The organism is Nonlabens sp. SY33080, from assembly GCF_011784885.1.
Lineage (GTDB): Bacteria > Bacteroidota > Bacteroidia > Flavobacteriales > Flavobacteriaceae > Nonlabens > Nonlabens tegetincola.
This window is the reverse complement of sequence record NZ_CP050461.1, coordinates 363,661-386,962: the sequence shown is the minus strand read 5'-3', so window position 1 is coordinate 386,962 and position 23,302 is coordinate 363,661. Positions and strand designations below refer to the sequence as shown.

19 protein-coding genes and 1 pseudogene are annotated in these 23,302 nt (G+C 35.8%); 7 read left to right on the top strand and 13 right to left on the bottom strand.

Going from position 1 to position 23,302, the window contains the following annotated elements:
• Position 1: 1 nt before the first annotated feature.
• Positions 2–1,825, bottom strand: a complete 1,824-nt coding sequence (locus tag HCN53_RS01725) for a histidine kinase (RefSeq protein ID WP_167341802.1) — start codon at positions 1,823–1,825, stop codon at positions 2–4.
• Between the two features lie 189 nt (positions 1,826–2,014).
• Here HCN53_RS01725 and HCN53_RS01720 point away from each other — a divergent pair, with 189 nt between their 5' ends.
• Positions 2,015–2,620 carry a tRNA-(ms[2]io[6]A)-hydroxylase gene (locus HCN53_RS01720; RefSeq protein ID WP_042278529.1) on the top strand — a complete coding sequence of 202 codons (606 nt, stop codon included), beginning with the start codon at positions 2,015–2,017 and terminating at the stop codon, positions 2,618–2,620.
• Here the strand turns inward: HCN53_RS01720 and HCN53_RS01715 are convergent.
• Positions 2,617–3,456 (bottom strand): DUF4157 domain-containing protein, encoded by an 840-nt coding sequence (locus HCN53_RS01715; protein WP_167341801.1) that lies wholly within the window; start codon positions 3,454–3,456, stop codon positions 2,617–2,619. The two genes, HCN53_RS01720 and HCN53_RS01715, sit on opposite strands and share 4 nt — an antisense overlap.
• 129 nt (positions 3,457–3,585) lie before the next feature.
• Between HCN53_RS01715 and HCN53_RS01710 the strand changes: the two are divergent.
• Both HCN53_RS01710 and HCN53_RS01705 read left to right on the top strand, forming a co-directional pair.
• A pseudogene (locus HCN53_RS01710) lies at positions 3,586–5,123 on the top strand (YifB family Mg chelatase-like AAA ATPase).
• A 62-nt stretch (positions 5,124–5,185) separates the two neighbouring features.
• Positions 5,186–5,548 (top strand): Hpt domain-containing protein, encoded by a 363-nt coding sequence (locus tag HCN53_RS01705; protein ID WP_042278527.1) that lies wholly within the window; start codon positions 5,186–5,188, stop codon positions 5,546–5,548.
• Here HCN53_RS01705 and HCN53_RS01700 read toward each other — a convergent pair.
• Together HCN53_RS01700 and HCN53_RS01695 are read right to left on the bottom strand one after the other, a co-directional pair.
• Positions 5,538–5,966, bottom strand: coding sequence for a DUF4268 domain-containing protein (locus HCN53_RS01700; protein ID WP_167341800.1), 429 nt, complete (start codon positions 5,964–5,966; stop codon positions 5,538–5,540). The two genes, HCN53_RS01705 and HCN53_RS01700, sit on opposite strands and share 11 nt — an antisense overlap.
• Positions 5,967–6,071: 105 nt before the next feature.
• A complete protein-coding gene (locus tag HCN53_RS01695) occupies positions 6,072–8,501 on the bottom strand; it encodes an alpha/beta hydrolase family protein (RefSeq protein ID WP_167341799.1) in 2,430 nt (809 codons plus the stop codon).
• A 123-nt stretch (positions 8,502–8,624) separates the two neighbouring features.
• On the opposite strand from HCN53_RS01695, the gene mnmE reads away from it, so the two are divergent.
• Positions 8,625–10,061, top strand: coding sequence for a tRNA uridine-5-carboxymethylaminomethyl(34) synthesis GTPase MnmE (mnmE, locus tag HCN53_RS01690; RefSeq protein WP_167341798.1), 1,437 nt, complete (start codon positions 8,625–8,627; stop codon positions 10,059–10,061).
• A 96-nt stretch (positions 10,062–10,157) separates the two neighbouring features.
• Here the strand turns inward: mnmE and HCN53_RS01685 are convergent, their stop codons facing one another.
• Positions 10,158–10,658, bottom strand: a complete 501-nt coding sequence (locus HCN53_RS01685; protein WP_167341797.1) for a DUF2306 domain-containing protein — start codon at positions 10,656–10,658, stop codon at positions 10,158–10,160.
• A 287-nt stretch (positions 10,659–10,945) separates the two neighbouring features.
• Positions 10,946–12,160 carry a hypothetical protein gene (locus tag HCN53_RS01680; RefSeq protein ID WP_167341796.1) on the bottom strand — a complete coding sequence of 405 codons (1,215 nt, stop codon included), beginning with the start codon at positions 12,158–12,160 and terminating at the stop codon, positions 10,946–10,948.
• Between the two features lie 291 nt (positions 12,161–12,451).
• On the opposite strand from HCN53_RS01680, the gene HCN53_RS01675 reads away from it, so the two are divergent.
• Positions 12,452–13,687: a hypothetical protein gene (locus HCN53_RS01675; protein WP_167341795.1), complete on the top strand. Its 1,236-nt coding sequence runs from the start codon at positions 12,452–12,454 to the stop codon at positions 13,685–13,687.
• 326 nt (positions 13,688–14,013) lie between these two features.
• Here HCN53_RS01675 and HCN53_RS01670 read toward each other — a convergent pair whose 3' ends face one another.
• Positions 14,014–15,819 (bottom strand): GDSL-type esterase/lipase family protein, encoded by a 1,806-nt coding sequence (locus tag HCN53_RS01670; RefSeq protein ID WP_167341794.1) that lies wholly within the window; start codon positions 15,817–15,819, stop codon positions 14,014–14,016.
• Between the two features lie 109 nt (positions 15,820–15,928).
• On the opposite strand from HCN53_RS01670, the gene HCN53_RS01665 reads away from it, so the two are divergent.
• A complete protein-coding gene (locus tag HCN53_RS01665; protein WP_167341793.1) occupies positions 15,929–16,423 on the top strand; it encodes a hypothetical protein in 495 nt (164 codons plus the stop codon).
• Between the two features lie 106 nt (positions 16,424–16,529).
• Here the strand turns inward: HCN53_RS01665 and HCN53_RS01660 are convergent, their stop codons facing one another.
• Positions 16,530–16,868 carry a DUF779 domain-containing protein gene (locus tag HCN53_RS01660; RefSeq protein ID WP_167341792.1) on the bottom strand — a complete coding sequence of 113 codons (339 nt, stop codon included), beginning with the start codon at positions 16,866–16,868 and terminating at the stop codon, positions 16,530–16,532.
• Positions 16,849–18,372 carry an aldehyde dehydrogenase family protein gene (locus HCN53_RS01655; RefSeq protein WP_042278514.1) on the bottom strand — a complete coding sequence of 508 codons (1,524 nt, stop codon included), beginning with the start codon at positions 18,370–18,372 and terminating at the stop codon, positions 16,849–16,851. Before HCN53_RS01655 ends, HCN53_RS01660 begins: the two co-directional genes overlap by 20 nt.
• 220 nt (positions 18,373–18,592) lie before the next feature.
• Between HCN53_RS01655 and HCN53_RS01650 the strand changes: the two genes are divergently transcribed.
• Positions 18,593–19,498, top strand: coding sequence for an AraC family transcriptional regulator (locus HCN53_RS01650; protein WP_167341791.1), 906 nt, complete (start codon positions 18,593–18,595; stop codon positions 19,496–19,498).
• A 60-nt stretch (positions 19,499–19,558) separates the two neighbouring features.
• Here the strand turns inward: HCN53_RS01650 and HCN53_RS01645 are convergent, their stop codons facing one another.
• The 4 genes from HCN53_RS01645 to HCN53_RS01630 form a co-directional block, all read right to left on the bottom strand.
• Positions 19,559–20,146 carry a DUF6642 family protein gene (locus tag HCN53_RS01645; protein WP_167341790.1) on the bottom strand — a complete coding sequence of 196 codons (588 nt, stop codon included), beginning with the start codon at positions 20,144–20,146 and terminating at the stop codon, positions 19,559–19,561.
• A 42-nt stretch (positions 20,147–20,188) separates the two neighbouring features.
• Positions 20,189–20,854, bottom strand: a complete 666-nt coding sequence (locus tag HCN53_RS01640; RefSeq protein WP_167341789.1) for a HupE/UreJ family protein — start codon at positions 20,852–20,854, stop codon at positions 20,189–20,191.
• 4 nt (positions 20,855–20,858) lie between these two features.
• Positions 20,859–22,085, bottom strand: a complete 1,227-nt coding sequence (locus HCN53_RS01635; protein ID WP_167341788.1) for a DUF4198 domain-containing protein — start codon at positions 22,083–22,085, stop codon at positions 20,859–20,861.
• A gap of 97 nt (positions 22,086–22,182) precedes the next feature.
• Complete coding sequence (locus HCN53_RS01630) at positions 22,183–23,193, bottom strand: phospholipase D family protein (RefSeq protein ID WP_167341787.1); 1,011 nt, start codon at positions 23,191–23,193, stop codon at positions 22,183–22,185.
• Positions 23,194–23,302: the final 109 nt, after the last annotated feature.

Sequence of the window (23,302 nt, the reverse complement as noted above, 5' to 3'; positions counted from 1 at the left end):
ACTAAACGATTGGTAGTTTAAATTCGACTCTAGTTCCAGAATTAAAATTCTTACTACAATTTAAAATTAATTGGGATTTATATTTGTTTTTAAGCAACTGCTCTATCATTGAGATAGACAATGATGTTTTATTTTCCTTACTTAGATTAATATTATTTCTAATACCTATACCATTGTCTTCAATAATGCATTTTAATTCATTATCATCATTACACTTAAGCAAACTAATCAGAATTTTAGCTTCAAAGTTTTCTGTAGGAAATGCATGTTGAATTGAATTTTCAACAAAAGGCTGTAATAGCATTGGTGGTATTTTAAATTCAGTATCTCCCAGTGATTTATCAATGTTAACGGTAAAACTAACGTTCTGCTCTGATCGTAAATTAAAAACATCAATATAATTCTGCAGTAACCTTAATTCTTCTTCTATGGGTATATATTCATGAGTAGAATGCTCTAGAACCTGTCTTAGCAACCGTGAAAACTTTACTAATAAATTACTTGCTAACTCAGGTTCATTATAAATATAACCTTGAATAGAGGTAAGGACATTATATAGAAAATGTGGTTTGATTTGAGCAGCAAAAACCTTTTGTTCTAAGTTACTTACTCTTTTTATATATTTGGCTTTATGCCTATTATACACCAAAGCAAACACAAGAGCAATAATAATAAGTAGTAATAAAACACATACAAATGCGAACCATGCAGATTTTCTTTGTTGCTCCAAATGCACTCTTTGTTTATTCATTTTCAAAGCATAATCATTAGCTAATTGCATTGCAACTAACTCATCACGTGTTTTTTCCTCATACTTTGAATATTGCCAATCGGCTATTTTATCCAATGACTTTAGCACATCTCGGCTATCCCCATTAGTTTCTTCGATTAATAGATAATTATATTTCAATACACTTTTTTGAAGATTGTATTTGACTTGAGTCATATCAAGCTGATAAAAACTATCAATATATTTCTTCGTTTTATCTAAATTTTTAAGATAAATATGAACTTCCGCCAGATTTGCATAAGCTGTGGCTATATCATTGATATTATTAGATGTTTCTTTTTTACTCAATTTCAAAGCTTCTTTATAATAAAAAGATGCTTTTTCATAATCCTCTTCATAAAATTGAAAAACACCATAACTTCCGTAGAGCTGTATCAAGTCACTATCTTTGACTATTGAGTTATTTTGAATCAAACTATCCATTAAACTTAAGCTTTTTTCTCTTTCGCCCAACATAAATAAATAATCTGCTTTATGAATGAAACTAGTTATTAGACTATCGTCAACAAAGCTTTTTTTTATAAGTTTAATTCGATCTTCATTTTTTCTCAAAGCATTTACATATTCTTGTTTTTGATAATAGAAATACTCTTCTAAATGAGTTTTAAGTATCGAGTCTCTTAGAGTCATTTTATCAGTGATAAATTCAGTTTTTATAAGGTTCTCTGCTTCCACATATCTTCTTAACCAACTATATTGACGTATTAGATAGAGTAAATCACTTCTCGTCAAGTCTTTTTCAACAATTTTTGATAAGTAACGAGCTTTTTCAAAATGATAAATTGCCTCATCTGCTCTATTCTCTTTTGATAAAAGCCTTGCATACAAAGTATGGAACCTAAATTGCGACTCCTTATTAATGTTATTGGAATTTATTTCTAACAGTCTAAGGTTTTCCAGTAAGAAGTATTTGTCAGATTTTTTTTGGTAATAATTGAGATTACTTAAAAACTGTTTGTTTAATTGTTTATCATTTTCATTACTGCACGAAGACATTAATAAAACTAACATTACTAGCAAACTTATTGTACGCATAGGTAGGATATAAAAACCAAAAAGTACGAATGAATCTTAAATAAATCTATATTTTATTTATTATGATTTTTTAGTAGGTTATTATGCTTTCGCGAAAGCGTACTATCAACAATCAATAGGTGCAAAACTTATATTCTAAATATGTAAGATCTTCTTGAATAAATCGAGTAAAACTAGCAACTTTGTATTATGCATGTTTCTAAAGATAAAACAACCTTAGGTTTACAGTTACCTACTGATCCTAGATGGGCCAATTTGGCTAAATTTAGTTTACAAGATATTCTTACTGATCACGCTTTTTGTGAGCAAAAGGCTGCCAGCACCATTATTTCTATCATACAAATGCACAGTGATAAAGAGGAAATTGTTGAAGCCTTATCACCTGTGGTAAGTGAGGAATGGGGACATTTTAGGATGGTTCTTAGTAAATTAAAAGAACGTGGTTTAAAATTAGGAATCCAGCGACCTGACGAGTATGTAAAAAAACTAATGAAAGGCAAGCCCAAAGGACAAGGTCGTGATCAACTGTTTTTAGATCAATTATTAATATGCGCATTGATAGAAGCTCGCAGCTGTGAACGTTTTAAACAATTGTGGCAAAATTTAAACGATGCCGATTTACAAGATTTCTATTATACCTTTATGGTTGCCGAAGCGCAACACTACAAGCTGTTCCTTAAACTTGCGCGAACTTATTTTAAAGAAGAAATAGTGAAAGAAAGATGGCAGTACTGGTTAGATTATGAAGCTAGTTTTATTCCTCATCTAGAAGTAAGAGGTGATAGAATGCATTAATTGTTTCTTGAAATTTCTCCTGAAAAGTAGTAAGCCTCTCTTTCTAAAAAATTAAATGATCTTCCTTGAATCAATTCGTCTGTGAAATAAAACAAATAGAACATAATTGCATGAGCGTCTAAATAAAATATAGAAGAATCAATTTTATTTAACCATCTTTTTTCTTGTTTAAATTTAGTAATGATTGAGTTAAATCCCACATATTCATCATACTGAAATACATGCACCATTTCGTGGTTAGCTAATCTAAAGTTATCGATTAAGCTCTCTCTAAAAACTATCGAGTTTCCATGAGTGATTGCACTAGCGTTTGGTAGATTTTGGTCTTGCGTAGTATATATTGGTGTCCCGTAAACTAATGATTTATTTAAATCAAAACGATTACCTATCATAGAATAGGCATTTAATGTGAATGAAATTGGTTTTATTCTAGAATTAAATTTAAATCCATTTTTAAAAATAAATTCAGCACGATAGAAACCAATATTAAAAACATATTGTTCAAAAATTGGACGGTTATTACTACCATTTTCTATAAATGAAGTTCCCAAGTTGTGAATGATTTTCGAGGCCCAAGAAATTTGCCAATCATTATCATCATCAACTTCCATAAGTAATGTTTTACCGCTGTAAGTGAGAGAACCTCCTAAAGCTCCTTTCCACGCACCGTCAAAAAAGGCTTCATTCCATTTCTGTTCAGGGGTTTTATTGATTGTAGAACCTACTCCCGAAGTAAAAGAACCTAACAACACGTTATAAGCCAACATTTCAAAATCTGATTGCGCTTTTAGATAAGTGAATGAGAAAATTAAGAAAACAGCAAAAAGGTACTTCATCTAAATATATCAATAAGTATTTGCCTTAAACTTAAAAGATTATAATGATTTATAAGTAACTTATTCTGTAAACCTTATCATTGAGTTCGTATATATATTCTTACTATATTTAAAGCCTAATCAAACCACATGCTCACAAAAGTTTATGGAAGTGCCGTCTTTGGAGTCGAGGCACAAACTATAACTGTTGAAGTAAATGCTGCAACAGGAATAGGATATCACCTAGTAGGTTTGCCTGACAAGGCTATAAGTGAAAGTAGTTTTAGAATCACAGCTGCTTTATCAAACGTAGGTTATAAAATGCCTGGTAAGAAGATGATAATCAATCTTTCACCAGCCGATTTGCGTAAAGAAGGTAGTGCTTATGACCTACCCATTGCTCTAGGTATTCTCAATTCTAGTAAGCAAATAGATAGCGATCAATTGGGAGATTATATCATTATGGGTGAAGTATCACTCGATGGTCAACTACAACCCATTAAAGGAGCCTTACCAATAGCCATAAAAGCAAGACAAGAAGGATTTAAAGGTTTTATTCTACCCAAACAAAATGCCGCCGAAGCTGCTATAGTAGATAATCTAGATGTATACGGAGTTGATAACATATTGGATGTTATTCAATTTTTCAAAGGAGAAAAAGAATTAGAGCCTACGATTATAGATACTCGTGAAACCTTTTATCAAGCTCTTGAACATCCAGAATTTGATTTTGCCGATGTAAAAGGTCAAGAAAGTATTAAACGCTGTATGGAAATTGCGGCAGCAGGTGGCCATAATATTATTCTCATCGGTCCACCAGGAGCAGGAAAAACGATGCTCGCCAAAAGACTACCATCTATATTGCCACCTATGACTTTACATGAAGCTCTTGAAACGACTAAAATTCACAGTGTAGCTGGAAGAACGAGTAATCAAAATGGACTCATGGCACAACGACCGTTTAGGAGTCCACACCACACTATTTCAAATGTAGCGCTGGTAGGTGGTGGTAGCTATCCACAACCTGGTGAAATATCATTAAGTCATAATGGGATACTATTTCTAGATGAGTTACCAGAATTTAAACGAGAAGTTCTAGAGGTGATGAGACAACCTCTTGAAGATCGTGAAGTTACCATTTCAAGAGCAAAGTTTACCGTTACCTATCCATCAAGTTTTATGCTTGTAGCAAGTATGAATCCTAGTCCAGGTGGCTACTTTAACGATCCAAATGCTCCAGTACAATCAAGCCCGGCAGAGATGCAGCGCTACTTAAGTAAGATTTCTGGTCCGCTACTAGATCGTATTGACATTCATATTGAAGTGACTCCTGTTCCTTTTGAAAAACTTACTGAAGAAAGGCAAGCAGAAAAGTCAGCTGAGATAAGAAAACGAGTTACAGCCGCAAGAGATATTCAAACTGAACGCTTTCGCGAAAGCGAAAAAACCCACTATAACGCTCAATGAATACCAAAGATATACGACAACATTGTGTTCTTGATGAGGCAAGTAAGGAACTACTTAAAAATGCTATGGAACGTTTAAACTTGAGTGCTCGAGCTTATGACCGTATTCTTAAAGTTTCTCGAACTATTGCCGATCTTGAAGGAAGTAAATCTATCAACGGTACGCATATTGCTGAAGCTATACAGTATAGAAGCCTAGATCGTGATGGGTGGCTAGGTTAAAACCTTTGAATTTTACTGTAAGAGTATTTTGAATAAATGAATAATTGTTTAGTTTTGAAAGCATGGGGCAAAGCACAATTCTAGAATTACAAGGATTAAAAGAAAATTTTGGCGATGATAATGAAATTATCGTATCCATATTAGATATGTTTTTACAAGAGGTACCTACCGATTATGATAATTTAAAGCAAGCCGTAGAAAATAAAAATTATGAAGCTGCTGGACTACTAGCTCATAAAGTTAAAAGTAGCTATCGTACATTGGATATGGAAACGGAAACATTCTTGCTACAAGAAATTGAGAATAAGGCTAAAAACAACGAAGACCTAGAAGATGTGCACCAACTATTTGATCAATTTAATCAGAATTATCAAGAAGGATTAAATCAGGTCAAACTTACTCTAGATCATCACGCTAGTCTTTAATAAAATCTTTATAGTCTAAAAAGAAACGCTCTAACTTATCCATATTCTCATAGAAGAATTCATAGACTGCAGGCCAATCTGTTTGTTTCTGTATTTTTACTTTATCCAATTGAACATAAACTCTTGATATCTCCTTTCCAGAATCTAGGTAGTAATTTTCCTCAAATATGAGGTTTTGACTTACCTCATCTTTAAGTATGCTTTTAAGACTGAGGAGCTTGTCGTAATAATACGCTCTTAACAATTCATCGTCATGGGTTATATCTATACTGACTAATGCTTTTTTATGCTCAAATGAAAATTTTAAAGCAAAGTCCTTAATCTTTGTATTGTACAACAACCATTTACGATCGTATCGTTTACCAAACATGGTCCAAAATTGTTGTCGTATTTGTTTAGCCTCTTCTCGCGAATACATATGGCAAAGGTACGTTTAAAGGTATTGAGTTAATTAAAAAAGCTGCTTAATAAACATCTAGTTTTATTAAACAGCTTTATGTTTTATGAGTAGTTCAAATACCTACTACTCCGCCGTATTTTTATTTTTTACATGCTTTTCTAACCATTGATCTTGTTCCCATAATACATGTAGAATAGATTCCTTGGCAACATAACCGTGACTTTCTTTAGGTAACATTACTAGCCTAGCTTGAGCTCCTAATCCTTTAAGAGCATTGAAATAACGCTCGCTTTGTAATGGATAAGTTCCACTATTATTATCAGCTTGTCCATGTATTAAAAGAATTGGTTCATCAACTTTTTCAGCATTCATAAAAGGTGACATCGTGTTGTAAATTTCGGGTGCTTCCCAGTAACTGCGTTCTTCACTTTGAAAACCAAATGGTGTCAAGGTTCTGTTATAGGCACCAGATCGTGCTATTCCTGCAGCAAATAAATCAGAATGCGCCAGTAAGTTTGCAGTCATAAAGGCTCCATAACTATGACCACCGACTCCTACTCTATTACGATCGACATATCCTAATTTATCAACAGCATCTATTGCAGCTTTACCATTTGCTACTAATTGTTTGATAAAGGTATCATTAGGTTCCTCATCACCTTCTCCTACAATAGGAAATGCTGCATCGTCCAAAACGATATATCCTTTCATTACCCAATAAACAAAACTTCCATAATAAGGATAGGTAAATTCATTTGGGTTTTGAGTGTTACGGCTTGCACTTGCTTTATCCTTGTATTCTCTAGGATAAGCCCAAACTAGCATAGGCAGTTTTTCTTTCTTTGATTTATCATAGCCTGGTGGTAAGTACATGGTTGCACTAAGCTCCAGACCATCATCGCGTTTATAGGTAATCACTTCTTTTTCCACGTTTTGAAGACCTTCAAACGGGTTTTCAAAGTAAGTAAGCTGTGTTACATCATTTCCTTTTGTAATATCTCGCATATAGTAATTAGGGAAATCTGTCGCAGATTCAATACGCACTAGCACCTTACCTGCTTTCATATCGACCACATCAAGAAGACTTTCTTTTTTATCAGTATACTTTGACTGGTAAAGACGTTGTTTTTTGCTACTGTTCAAATTAATCTTATCGATAAAAGGAAACTGCCCTTCTGGAGTGTATCCAGCTCCCATAAGGTAAGCTTGATTCTTATCTAAAAGTAGCACACTGCGATTGTATTGATTGCGAGTAGTTACAAACCTTCCAGGATCGGCATAAACGTCTTGATAATTTAAGTCAAATAATACCTGAGCATCTTGATTTTTATCACTCGGATTAAATTTATACACCTTACGATTACGCGTGTTCCACCATCGGTCATAGGCTATAGCAGTGTTCTTATCACCGTATTGAACACCTGCAAATCTATTAATGGTTCTCATCATCTCACTAGCCGTTCCTTCTTTAAATGGCGCTTCCCAAGAGTAAAGGACATCCCTATGACTAACCTCAACAGCTGGATCACCACCATCAAGTGCCGTCACGTAATGAAGAGTATGTGGGCGATCTGCACGCCAGCCCAAACTACGTTTACCTGTTCTTGTAGCCATAAAACCTTTAGGCATTTCTTCTATTAGAGGAACGTCATTCACCTTGGCAACCATTTTTCCATTATTGGTGTAAACGTGACTTACTTGTGGAAACCTTCCATAAGTAACAATGTAGCTAAATGGTTTTTGAAGTTTTGTTACCATAACGTGTGATCCATCTGGTGAGAATGAAATACCACGATACATAGCATCTGGTAAAAAATCTTTTTGAGTTCCATCAAGATTCACTTGTACAATTTTACTCAAAGCCAATTGTTCAAAATTGTGTTCGTCGTTTGGGTTTTTAAGAAGATCTTGATAAGTACGGTTTTGAGCTTTGGAACCATCACTAGTAGATATGGTAGGACCAGTAGGAACTTTTTCACTGGTATCAATTAAGGGTTTACGGTTGTTACCTAACATCTTTACGAGTAAGGATTTTCCATCTTTAAACCAGCTTATAGGATTACCCATATTCGCGTTTACTGTAGCATCAGTTATTTTACGAGCAGCAGCTTTTTTAATATCCAGTACCCATACTTCGGTCCCATTTTCAACAGTATTTGTCATTGCGATCATCGATTGATCAGGCGACCAGGCGATGTTTGCAAGTTTCGGTTTTGCTGGCAACCCAGTAACAGTCTTTGGTTCATTACCACCTACTTTTTGAACCATAACTTTATTATAAAAGGTAGTTCTACTTCCTATATTGGTTTTAGGGTTGATACGTAAACCTGCAAGGCGCATTTCCTTTTCAGATAAATCTTCAATGGATTTGTAGGTATCACGATTAATAAGCACCATGTATTTTGCTTCATCGTCCATAAGTACAGTAGGTGGACGATCATAATCCACCAATTTCATAATTTCCTCAGGTGGTTGCTGGTAAGTTAATTTTTCTTGTGAATACCCTTTAATTAAGGTTAATAGGGCAATCACACCTATCCAGATGTGTTTCATCGTAAGTATTTTTTAAAGTTAGTGGCTTAAAGATAGTACGTGACTTTTAAGGATTGTATCTTTTTAACGCATCGTTCACGTATTTGAAAAGGGCAGCTACTATTTGTTATATATCTTTGCAACATGCATGTAAATGATACTATAGTTGCTTTAGCCACACCATCTGGAACTGGTGCCATAGCAGTGGTACGTCTTTCTGGACCAGATTCACATTCAATAATACGCTCTATTTTTAAGCCCGCTTTCGCGAAAGCGGAATCCAAAATAAATCCTGATAATTACGATCAAATAAAGGCTAACACCATCACTCTAGGTCATATTTACGATGGTGATAGAATGATTGATGAAGTACTACTATCGAAATTTGTAGCACCAAGATCTTATACCGGTGAACACGTAGTAGAAATTTCATGTCACGGATCTATATATATCCAACAAGAAATAATCAATGTGTGTCTAAAAAATGGTGCACGCATTGCCGAGGCTGGAGAGTTCACTCTACAAGCTTTTCTTAATGGAAAAATGGATCTTTCACAAGCAGAAGCTGTCGCAGACTTAATCTCTAGTGAAAGTGCTACTGCTCATCAAATTGCTATACAGCAAATGAGAGGTGGTTTTTCCAATGAACTACAAGTCTTGCGTAAAAAACTACTGAACTTTGCTAGCCTAATTGAACTAGAATTAGATTTTAGTGAAGAAGACGTAGCTTTTGCAAATAGAGACGAGTTAAAATCACTTTTACAAGAAAGCCAACTGAAATTACGTAAACTCATAGATTCTTTTGCTTTAGGAAATGTAATTAAAACCGGAATTCCTATTGCAATTGTAGGTGAACCTAATGTAGGTAAGTCAACCCTATTAAATGCTTTACTTAATGAGGAAAAAGCCATTGTAAGCGATATTGCAGGTACTACCAGAGATGCTATTGAAGATGAAATCAATATTGACGGAATCAGATTTAGACTAATCGACACTGCAGGAATTAGAGAAACTAAGGACAAAGTTGAAAGTATAGGAATTGAACGTTCTTATTCAAAAGCAGAACAATCAAAACTTGTATTGTATTTGCTAGATGCTACTCAATTAAATACCCAACCGCGCATATTACATTGTTTAATGCGTATTCACATCATGCGAGAAAAGTTTCCTGACAAACCCTTGATCGTAATCTTGAATAAACTAGATCAAATTACTGGTCTAGAGCACGCTGAAATAAGCAAGCAAATAAAATCAAAACAACCCGATGTTCATTTAATTAGTTTGAGTGCTCAATCAGGTTCTGGTGTTGACGATCTTAAGAAAGCACTGGTGGACAGTTTTAATAGTGGTGCGTTGTCCCAAGACAGTACCGTGGTAAGTAATGCACGCCATTATGATGCTTTACAACGAGCCTATGCCTCATTACTTGAAGTGCAACAAGGTATGGTACAAGAAGTAAGCAGTGAGTTTCTAGCAATAGATATACGAGCGACTGCCGAGGCTTTAGGCAGCATTACCGGTGAGATTACCAATGATGAACTATTAGGTAATATTTTTAGTCAGTTTTGTATCGGGAAATAACAGTTTTCTTAGAGGTTCTTTAGACCCATAATTGACAGCCATACATAAATACTTTGTTTGAAATCAAAGCTTACTAGACAGGAAGTTGCCTAGACTTTATTTTGATTGAGAAAAAGCATCGATCCAGTTATTCAGTTTCTTTTTGAAAACTTTACTACCTGCATAGCCTACAGCTCCTGCCGATATACCTACTAAAGCATAAAATATTCCATAAGTATTTTTGATACTTAACAGCATTGGTAGTCTAGTAAAAACCTCGGCAGTAAAGGCACAGTACAATCCTATAACCGACCAATACATCCATGATAGATGCATGATAATGGGCTGATTAAATCTAGACTTAAAATAAAGAGGTAACATTCCTAGCAATAATGTTACAGTGCTTACTACTGCAAAAAAGTGTAGCACCCCAAAGCTTCCATGAACTCGATAAATCATAAAAGAAGTAATACATACCAAAATCATAGCAACTCCATAAATGCGACCAATTTGTTTATGTAAAACAGTTCCCTTTGTTTTAATTAAAATAATTGTTCCAGTAACAAGGGCTAGAATAGCAGCGATTGTGTGAAACCAACCTATAAAATCATGTGGCATGGCAGTAGTTTTATGGTAAATGTAAAAGTCAAGCAAAACAGGATCAAGGAAATAGTACCGAATTGTAATAATGAACGACTCAATTGTAAACACCTTTTTTTCTAGTGACTAAATTTTGTTCTGATCTGGTAATGACAGAATCAAATCACCCTAGTAGAATTGGTAATCAACAGCTTCATAAACTTGATTATTATATGTTTTACTTCGCTTTCGCGAAAGCGAAGTAACTTACCTTAAACAAAAAAAGCCTGCTATGCAGGCTTTTAATTTAAGTTTTAAATGACTATTTATTGAGCATTATCACAGTTCATAATTTGTCCATAAGGCATTTGTCCATGAATAACACCACCAAATTGAGAACTACCATATCCAGAACCTGTATAAGGTTGCTTGATTAGAAAACCTTGTAAGTAGCAGTCGTTATTTTTATTTTTTTCAGTAAAAGCTCCCTTAATCCAACGATACATAATGTGCCCTGTATATTTATTCCTTACGATATTCCAGTCGTTGGATTCAATATGGATTTTTAATAATTGTGCACCGTCTTTTTGAATGGTTTCTTTAACCTTTTTAGTAGCAAAACTTAGTAGATCGGCATTTGAATTCATACTTCCAGAACTAGGCATTTTAATACTACCCTGTTTTGCCATTTGAGCTTTTTTATAGTTTTCTTGTAAAGAGGCTTCAAATTCTTTGACGATATCTTTTGATTTCACCAGCCATTCTTGATGTAATTGTGGGTCACCAGCTCCTACGATATTTAATACAGTAATATCTTCTTGATTCATATAAGAAGGTACGTTAAAAGCATGACCACCAACATGAGATCCAGCATAGACTACAAATAAATCCTTATCAATCAGCATACCTCTTACTAGAACAGGTCTACCCGTACCGAACTCCATAACCTGAGAGCGGTCTGGTCCTACTTTAGTAGTGAACATACCACTTACCATCTCATAACCTACTGTACCTTCCGGTGACATAGTTTCTAAATCGGGAGTTGTTAAAAATCGTAACCAGGCGTACTCTGGATCTTGATAGGGTAAAATATCTACGTTATCACCTTTATCAGTCATTTGACGTCGTAACATAACTCTATCTACTCCGTAAGCACTTGTCCCTGAAGAATAAGCAAACGGATAGGATAAATACAGGAACTCATCACCTATTGCAGAAGAGCCTGTTTCTTGAACTGCGCTAGCTTGTTCTTTTTTCTTTTCTTGATATTTTTTGTAATATAAATCTTGTTTGGCTTTATCGTTAGGATATTTTTTAGCTAATTCCTGCCTCACCTCTTCATCAGAGTATTCTTGTTGATTCGAGTTGCTTTTTACCAGTCCAGTAGCTTCTTGATCTTGTTTGTTCTCTTTGGTGCTAGATTTAGAATCTATTTCTTTTTCAATCGCTGCTTTGGCTTTTTTCTTGAGAATTTTTCCAAATTGAGCTTGAGCAGTAAAGGAACTTATAACTGCTAAAGAAATAAACAGTATGTTTTTCATGAGAATTGGATTTAAGATTGTTAGGATTCAAAAGTCCCAATCTATGGTTGATTAATTGATTGCTTTTTTCTGTGCGCAGTTAGTTTTTTTCTAAATAGCTTTAAAATCAGTTTTTAGGTAGTAAAACACTTAAACATTCTGACTGTAAACTGGTTATTAATAATCGATTAACTTAAAAATAACCTGGTACAGTCTCGATTAAAAAACAAAAAATTACGGTAAACAAACAACTGAAAAATTTTAAGGAAGATTTTTAAGGTAAATTATTCTATACGAATACATTTGCCCGTTATGAAGCAAAAAATTACAGTCATTTTATTAATGTTGTCAACTTATCTAGTTACAGCACAGGTAGGGATAAATACCAATTTGCCTCAAACGACTTTGGACGTACGAGCAACGAATCATATGGGTGCAAATACTGCAACCGACGGCGTTTTAGTTCCTCGTGTGACAACTCTTTCTACAGACGGTGTTGAAAATGGACAATTAATCTTTCTGGATAGTGACTGGACTGACGATCTGGGAACTACTTCTACCAGCGATGATATCGACTATACCGCCGGATTTTATTTTTGGAGTACAGCAACTAGTTTATGGACACCTATTAATACTAATATTGAACCATGGAACGAAGCTAACACTACTAATCCTGCCACTCAAAACACTCAAAACATCTACACGATGGGACAAGTAGGTATAGGAACCACTAATCCACAAGGAGCATTACAAATAACCACAGAAAACTCAAGAGATGTAATATTAGTTAGGTTCATTGAAGAATTAAATGATGATTTAGATATCGATTTATTTAGATCTCGTGGTACTGTTGCTGCACCAAACGTGGTAATAGACGAAACACGATTGGGTGGAGTGAGAGCTCAATCCTTGATTAACGCCACTACGTATAAATTTAGACCTGCTGCTGAAATCTATTTTGAAAGCGATGGAAATACATCGAATACAAGTAGTCCTGGTAAGATTCAATTTGCCACAACACCTACTGGTGCAACAAGCACACTAGAACGTATGACCATTAAGGAAAATGGTAATATTGGGATTAATAAAACTGATCCTGAGACTACTCTAGATGTTAATGGTTCAGTAAAAATCACGGATGGTACACAAGGTCCTGAAAGTGTGCTTACTGGTGATAATCAAGGAAATGCAAGTTGGGATAGACGTGCCATCACAAAACACACTCATACGTATATGCCTGGAACCACAACAGACAAGTTAGTTGACATTGAATGGATAGAAATAGAAAATAACGGTACTAATGGTGAACTTACCATTAGAAACACCAGTACCTTTACTTTACGTTATGCTTGGCATAGCAATTTTATGAGCAACACTGGATCGGGAAACCTCAGTGCCGGAAGTACTACAACCATTGCAATCGGAACATCAAATGATGTAGAAATAAGAGCTACTAGATACTCTAGTAATGAAGAGAATAGCTTAATTTTTCAGGGAACGATAATCAGTGGAAACGTCAAAGGATTTGCAACTTTTGATCAGTATTAAATCATAAAAAAAGCCACCATGCGGTGGCTACTTATTGTTACTAATTTGTTGTAAGAACATCCAGTTCTTGTAACAAGGCTCAAGATTACTTCTTGCCTGCCTTGCGAGAAGTTTTAGCTTGTGGTTTGCTAGCTGCAGGAGCTTGTTTACCAAAGTTTTTAGCTTCTTTCTTAGGTTTGTTTGCCATGGTATTATGACTTTAATTATGATGTAAAAGTGCATCTGTTTTCATCGTCACACATTATTTTTTAGTTAAATTTTTACCCGTTTTAGTTAAATTTTCATGACTGTTCAGAACGTAAATAATACATTTAAAAAACTCATTATCAACCTCTTATTACCCGGTATTGTTTCCCTGAAATAACTAGTATGTAGCAACCTGTATTTAGCCACTGTACATCAATGAATCCAGAGGTCGTTCCTGTTGACACTACTCTACCTTGTAAATCTATAATTTCAAACGTTTCTAGTCCTGATAATCCATTTATTTGTAGCGTGTGGTATACTGGATTAGGATGAATACTCAATTCAGTAATTTCTGAATGGTCGGTAATAAGAAGATTGTCAACTCGATTTTTAATATCCGTATGTATTCCAGACTGTACCATTCTCTCAAAAAATAGTTGATGTGCGGCGTTATTTACATGAACTCCATCACCACTATCAAACTCGTCGAGCAAACCATTATCTCCAGGTACAGGTAGTCCTGACCAAAAGTCGACAGTAGTGCTAGGATACTGTTGCCAGGTAGCTGCAAGCATACCTTGTTGTATGGATAGTTTTGAGGCATTATTACCGAAATCTCTAGGTTGAGGTGTGGTTTGCCACAATGGGATCCAATAAGAACTAGCCTCTGCCATGATAATGGCATAATTGGCAAGTTGATCGTTTACCGAATAAGATCTTGCCGCATCGTTGCTGGGTAAATTAATGATAACACCATCAGCGGTGGAATTGATCGCAGCAGAAATATTACCATTATTATTGATAGTCTCATTCACACCTGTAGGAATGGTACTTCCAGATGGTAATAAGTTATAGGTAACCTGACCACCTACAGCTAGATTTTCTACTCGATACCTTGTATCTAATTCATACAAATACCTCTCGTATTTATTCACCCAAGTGTTGATTTCATGTGATGGACCTGTTCCTGCCGCCGTGCTACTACCCAAAATGAATATATCGTAGAATACGCCATCATCAGGAATTATTCTTATGTCATTGCTTTGCTCACTTAATCCATTACCAGAAATTCTAAATTGATAAATCCCTGTGCTTGGCGGCACGGTATAAGTAAACCTACCTGTTACTGCTGGAACTGTAGATACAGTGAACCAACTGGCACCATTATCCTGAGTAGCTTCAATATCTACAGTAGCAATACCTGAACTACGCCATTTAAATTCTATTGTTTTGCCAGATTCCCATGTTGCTAATTGTTTAGGATAAAGTAACTCCAATCGATTAGTGATAAATACTGACGATAAAGTAGTATCGTGTTCAATGAGTTCCATCGCATTGATATAAAAGAATCCACTTGAACTTGTATTATTAGGTCCGGCAGTTAATTGAATGTTTATTTCGCCCTGTGCGTCTGGTTGAACGTTTAATAATTCTATGGTTTGATCAGTGTTATTGGATGGATTTAAGTAAACGGTTTGGGAAGATTGTCCAGATATAAGGTAACTCGTTTCACGATTATCTGTAACACCCATTCTAGAAGCAAAAATCTCAAAGGAATAATGCTTGGACGGTGATAATCCCTTAAGTACAAAAGCTGCTGTAGGATTAGTACTGTTTAAAAAGGGTTGTGTATTTCCAAAAAAGCTATCGCTAGATTGACTACTTTGATAACTCAACGAACTATCGGGATTTGAAGTTCCTGAGGTATTAACACTCCTAAAATCGTCTGTCACCTTAAGAATGATATCAGTTTGTACACCATCAGAGTTTAATAACCTGACTTCATCAATAGTACCGGCATTAAATGATCTAGCAACGTTGTTAACGGCGCCATAAGTTCCGCGAGACAAACTAGAACTACCAAAATCAAAAGAAAAACGTTGTTGCGCACACAAAAATGTGCTACAGAACAAGGATAAGGTTAGAATAATTGGTAGTCTTAACATGCTATAAGATAGGATTGATTGAAATATACAAAATTCTAAAATTCACCTTACTACAAAAACCTAACTAACAAAATCGTATCTTAGATAAATTTATATAAATAACTGAACCATGAAATTAATTCAATCCCTAGCTGTTCTATTTGTAGTTATGATAAGTTTATCATCTTGCAAACAAAATCCAGCTGAAAGCGCCGAACACCTTGCTCTAGTAGAGGCCCATGAAGAAATGGAAAAATCTCACATGATGATGAAAGAAGCACATAATGCCATGTCTGACGATCATTCTGAAATGATGCTTGAACACGAGCAAATTGAAAATGATAGTTTGCACATGATAACAGAACAAAAACACAGCATGCTTCTTTCTAAACACAATGAACTACTAGCCAAACACAGTAATTTGTTAGAACGTCATGCTACTCTAGAAAAAGATCATAAATCAGGAAATGTAAGCATGGAAGACATGAAAAAAGACCATGAGAACATGATGGAAGAGCATCAAATGATGAAGAAAGAACATGAAATGTTAGAAAAAGAACACGAACAAATAAAAGCCGAGGATTCCAAAATGATGGAAGAACATCAAAAAGAGGACGAGGCATAATCGCACCATCATAGATAAAAATGTCCTGAAACTTCAAAAAGTTTCAGGACATTTTTTGATTCTAAACTATTCATTATAAATCCGGTTTTAAAACAAAGGCACTACCCTATTCGCTCCTTATATAAAATCGTTTGTCTAGAGCCACTTCAAGAGAAAAGCCAGCAACATTTTTATCATGCACATCGATTACAAGATTATTCTTGAATCTATCAATCGTAGCTTTAGGAATAAGCACCTTTACAGGTGGCTCATTGTATACAACCACATCATTACTGTCGCTATAAAACTCATCCTGTAAGTAGCAATTAGGAACAGTGCCATCACAACATCCATCACTTATGTGGACTACTAAAGACCCCTGAACCTTCAAACGATTCAGGAGTTCTATAGCATCAGGAGTAAAGGTTACTTGAAGAGATTGTTTACTAGAAAAATCCGAGTGCATTTTTATCATGGCTTATAAGCATGTTTTTTGTCTGTCTGTAATGATCTAGCATCATTTTGTGGTTCTCGCGTCCTATACCTGACTTTTTATAGCCACCAAAGGGCGCATGAGCTGGATATAAATGATAACAATTTACCCAAACACGACCTGCTTGAACAGCTCTAGAAATTTGATAGGCTTGGTGTGTGTCTCTAGTCCATACTCCAGCTCCTAAACCGTACAAGGTATCATTTGCAATTTCTATAGCTTCGGCCTCGTCTTTAAATTTGGTAATACAAGCTACAGGACCAAAAATTTCTTCCTGAAAAACACGCATTTTGTTATTCCCTTCTAATAAAGTAGGCTGTATGTAATAACCACCTTCTAATCCTTCATTATAGGCAGCTTTACCACCTGTGAGAACCTTACAACCTTCTTCCCTACCTATATCTATGTAATTTAAAATTTTGTTGTATTGTTCCTCGCTTGCTTGTGCGCCCATCATGGTATTAGGATCTAAAGGATGACCTAGTTTTATGGCGTTTACACGTTCAACCAGTCGTTCTACAAATTCGTCATAAATACTTTCCTGTACCAAAATTCGAGATGGACAAGTACACACTTCGCCTTGATTAAGAGCAAACATAGCTGCTCCTTCTAAGCATTTATCAAAAAAAGCATCGTCCTCATTCATAACATTAGCAAAGAATATGTTAGGCGATTTTCCTCCCAATTCAAGAGTAACAGGTATTATATTTTTAGAGGCATACTGCATGATTAACTGACCTGTAGATGTTTCTCCCGTAAATGCTACTTTGTTAATACGTGGACTAGAAGCTAGAGGTTTTCCTGTCTCTACCCCAAAACCGTTAACCACGTTTAAAACACCATTAGGTAATATACCATCGATTAATTCCATTAGAATCATGATCCCAACAGGTGTTTGTTCGGCTGGTTTTAACACCACACAATTTCCTGCTGCTAGCGCTGGTGCAAGTTTCCATGTTGCCATAAGTAAAGGGAAATTCCATGGAATAATTTGTCCTACTACACCTAGAGGTTCCTTTACATTCATGGAAATTGTAGTTGCATCTAGCTCACTTACTGAGCCTTCCTCTGCGCGTATTACTCCTGCAAAGTATCTAAAGTGATCTACCGCAAGCGGTAAATCTGCTGCACGAGTTTCTCTTAAGGCTTTACCATTGTCCCAAGTTTCTGCTCTTGCTAGCGCTTCTAGATTTTCCTCTATCACATCGGCGATTTTAAGAAGCATGTTACTACGCTCGGTAGCCGATGATTTGTTCCAGGATGGAGCAGCTTCCCAGGCTGCATCCAGCGCAAGATCCACATCTTCTTGCGTAGATCGTGCTACTTTGGTAAAACTAGAACCATCAACAGGAGAAATGCTGTCAAAATATTTTCCTTGAACAGGTGCTACCCATTTTCCTCCTATATAATTATCATATTGACTTTTAAAGGTTGGTTTTTGCAGTTGCGTTGCCGCTGTAGTTTGTACGGTACTCATAATAGTTGTTTTTTAGTTAATAGAAAGATTACTAGCGGACTAGAAAATCATTGACTAAAACTATTAAGTAAGATTGATGAAGTATTGAACAATACTATCATGCTTGTGAACTATTCCATCAACCTGTGTTAAATCGGTAATTTTAATCCTTATTTTTTCGTTACTTGACAATAAATAACAACTACTATTAGTAAATTAGTAGACTATTAGCCAAAACAGTATGCATTTATCGTCTTCCTATTTTAAGAATCGCAAGGTGGAAACCTTAATTGAAAATCAAACCTCATTTACCACGGCTAGATCTAGCATGCATATTTTTGAAACACAAAAAGTAACCGAGCAAGTACATCTTACCTTTGATAATACAGTACTAGCAACTATGATTGCCGGTAAAAAACATATGTATTTAAAAGGTATGCCTTCGTTTGATTTTTTACCTGGCGAGAGTGTGGTATTGCCACCGCAAGAATTGATGTGTATTGATTTTCCTATCGCTTCTCGAGAACGTCCTACACGTTGCCTAGCGCTTGAGCTAGAAACGGCTCAAATTCACAAAGTGGTTCAATATCTAAATGAATACCAACCTAAAGTAGATCACGGCGACTGGAGCTCACTCACAGCCAATCTTCATTTTGCCCATGATGAGGAAGTTACTAATATCATACAACGACTCATGTTCTTGTTTACCGAGGATCACAGTTCCAAAGATTTCTTTATCAACAACATGTTACAGGAGCTTATAATAAGACTGTTGCAACACGCCTCATTCAAACAATACGAGTCACCACATACTGCGTTACAAAACAGCTCACAGCGTTTTGCCTATGTCATGGAATACATCAAATCTCATTTGGATGGCGATCTAAGTATTGAAAACCTTAGCAAAAAGGCTTGTATGAGCACATCACACTTTTACAAAGCCTTTAAAAATGAATTAGGACTTACTCCTACTCAGTATATAAATAAAGTACGTATTCAAGCAGCGCGTCGCATGATTGACCAAACCAATTTATCACTCAAGGAAATTTTTATGGCTTGCGGTTTCAACAACCGTTCTTACTTCAACCGTCAGTTTAAAAAATTCTACAACATCAGTCCTGGAGACTTACAAACAGGCCTCGTTTAACTCAGGTTTACTACTGGATTTGTTCTAGCTTGTAAACTTTATTTATGACCACAAATGATCCTAGTAATATAATCTAAAATCTAGGAGTTTACACAGTGCATATTGTTTTCTAAACATGTGTTCTACTACCTCTTTAATATCATCGTCCTCATAAAACAAATTAAAAAACAACCTATCTATAGTATAGGCACTTGTGGTGTTAGGTGAAGAAACCCCATAGCCCGATACAGCTCGTGCACCCGTTACATCTAGAAAATACTGTGATTCTTCATCGGTGAGATCCAGTAATTTCTTATTGGCAAAATGAATCACTTTTCCATCCATTTTTCCTTCAAAAAGTTCGGCTATTTCTTCAATACTGTAGTAATAACCATTGATTAAAATAGAATTGGCCTCGCCAGGTAATACGAGGTATATAATTTCATAATTTTTAAAATTATGATCGTCGTATAACAAATGATTCAGGCTTTCCTCTAGACCTTCAATCGTATCGCATGCCTTGTAAATACTCGTGATATGCTGTTGTTTAGCCAGGTGCTCTAGGATTAAAACCACCTCCGTACTTTGCTCCAAATCGGCATCGGGTACTACCTCTAGGCAGTAAATAAAATTCTCTACATCTGTATAGGCGATTTCCAGGTTGTTCATAATGGTAGGCTCTATTTCTATGGATTAATGACCCGATGTGGATTAATGACCCGATATATACCCGTAAATTTGATACACAAACAAACCTATCCCAGCAAGTACTAGATACCAATTTGTTGCTTTATAAAAGGCTTGAAAATGGGTACGCTTTCGCGAAAGCGTAATCACAAAAACTATTGGAATCAATGCGAGAACCTGTCCTATTTCAACACCTAGATTGAAGCACAGAATTTTGGCAAGGAAATCACCAGGTCCCATTTCAAAGGATTGTAATCTGGTAGATAGACCAAAACCGTGTATTAGGCCAAAAAGTCCTACCATGAGCAGCAAATTAGGCGATTTGACTCCGATTTTTTTGAATCCACCTAAGTTTTCAAATCCTTTATAAAGTACGCTGAGTGCGATTACGGCATCAACAAGATGCTCATTGGCCGTGATACCGGCATACGTAGCACCGATTAAGGTAATACAATGGCCGATGGTAAATACCGTGATGAATTTAAAAATGTCCTTAAAACTGTTGAGGTAAAACACCACACCTGCCAAAAACAGCAAGTGATCGTACCCAGTTAACATGTGTGTAGCACCTACTTGAATGTAGGCCCATAATCCACCACCGCGCAGCAATTCCTGATCGGCGCTAGTGACGTCGTGGGCAAAACCTAAAAACGGTACCAAACACAACCCTACCACAAGTAGGTACTTCATAAATTTAGGCATTGTTATTCTTGTTTTTGAACAGAAAGAATAAAAGACCTATAACTAGAATACTACCCAAAATAAAAATCCAGGTAGGAATGCCGTCCTCATCATTATGCACGTGATCGTGATCGTGTGTGTGTGTGGCTGCACCGTGTTCATGCGTAACTTCAAAGGTAAGTGTTGCCCATTTAGACTGATGAGTAAGTGAATCGTTATCCTGTACTTCGTTCATGTGAATGGTACGCAGGTAGTAGATACCGTCTTTTGGTAAGTCTACTGTTACCATTCCCATATCATCGGTTCTTATTTGTTGACCGCTGGTATGTGTGTGTGATTCCTGTTTGGCTTTTTGATCGTGGCTATGCTCTTTTTCATGTTTATGACTGTGCGTACTACCATCGTGCGTGTGCTCGTGCTCTTGTTCAGCTTTATCATGATCGTGGCTGTGTTCTTTTTCATGATTGTGGCTGTGCGTGCTACCATCGTGCGTGTGCTCGTGCTCGTGATTTTGCGCAGCTTTGTCATGATCGTGGTTGTGCTCTTTTTCATGATTGTGGCTGTGCGTGCTACCATCGTGCGTGTGCTCTTGTTCAGCTTCGTCGTGAGAATGACCTGATGCAACATAATTAGCATACACTAATTGATTGGTAAGCGGTCTACCATCTAATAATAATTGTACTTCCAAAGTACCACCAGAATAGATGTCGTAAGGATTTTGCATAGGAACAAATTCGATAGGATAACCTAAAACGGTTTGCCAGTCGTTGGTACGCGTATCACCTACTTGATAAATCGCTTTTACGTGTTTTTGATAGCTTTCAACAGCATCTTGATCTAGTTTTTGTTCTGTTTTGCGTTTTTCTAGCATGTCTAGCACACCATCGTGCTCTAGGTAGCTGTTAAACTTTTCAGCGCTTAATTCTATATTGCGAGCCTTAGTCGATACACCAGCTACATAAGTTCCAGGTTGTGTTGCTTCAAATGAAACCTGAGTTATGGTGGTATCTATATCGGTCCATTGATCTTCTGTAATGCTGGTTCTCGTACCGTTAACGGTATAGGACGCATCGAGCATGCGGTCGCGAGTTATGGTGTTTTCGCTTTTATCAAAAGTCCCGTTGTACAGCTGTAAGGTAGCTGTATCACCAGTAGATAAAAAGTAAGTTTCCATTTTAAGATACAAGTCGTGACTGCATAGTAACAGCACCGCAAGAATCAAGTAGTAAGGTTTGCGCATGGTAATTTTTAATTTGGTTTCAAATATATACGAGCCACCTACCAAAATGGTTTTAATTTTTGTTAAGGTTGGTGGTGGTGATTCGGTAAAAACTTATTTACCAAGCTGGTTTTTGTGGAGCATTCCAAACATCTTTATTCTCATAATTGGAATTAAGAATTGGGTGTCGCATTGAAACTTTGTATTTTACTAGTTGACCCGTTTTATGGCAATAGTTTTCCTTATAGTCCATGTTCTTCCACTCTAACCATTCGTAGTAGGCATCTCTTGATAATGGCTGCTCTGGATTAAAGGGAATACGTTCACCAGTTCTTATGCAATAACCTGTGTTGGAATCATCGTCCTGATAGGACTTAGATCTGCGTTCTTCTCTTTGTCTTTGTTTTTCTAATCGTTCTTGCTCTTTAAGTGCTTTTATTCTTTCTTCCTCTTTTAGTTTTTCTTCTTGTTCAATCCTTTTGGCACTTCTAGATTTCAATTCTGGGATTCTATCTTTATCGGTTAGGCTTTCTATATCAATATCAAAGAAAGCAACGCGTTCATATTTTCTACTGTTGGGTCTAAACCTCTCACTTTTATCTAACAGAATTTCCGAACGCAGGTAATTCTTAGTAAATCCTAAGTTTCGCATTTTAAAAACGGGTCGTTTTATAAATACACAATGTGCGCTATCTTCCAGCAAGTCATCATGTTGTATGGCGTGGTCCTTATAGATAGTTTCAGTAAGTGCGGATTTATTGAAGCTTATACCATATTCCACATTATTTTCTGCAGAGTAATCGTACAAGTTCATTGAGGTAATAATACCTTGATTTTCGTTGACGTAACTTTTTGCATGCAGTTTGGGTTCAAAAAGAATAGAAACATTAGGAAACTCCTTAAAATATTCTAAATCCTTACTTTTTACACTACGATTGAAATCCTTTTCATTTTTCCCGAACAAAATCATTAAATGGATGTTTGGGTCGTTTTTAATCAGATCAAAACGTTCTTTAAAATGATCATCCAGTTTGATGTATGGTGATGTAATGTGTAAAAATCTCTTAGCGTTCTGAATGATGTCATCAATAGCATCATTAAGGGCATCTCCTGTTAAAAAGGTACTCATTTAATATTTTAAATTTTGGTTGTTTTTTATAAGTGTATATCGATTAATCAATAAGAAACTGATTTTCTAATTTGGTTTTATATTCTTAAATTTCATTTTCAAGAATCCT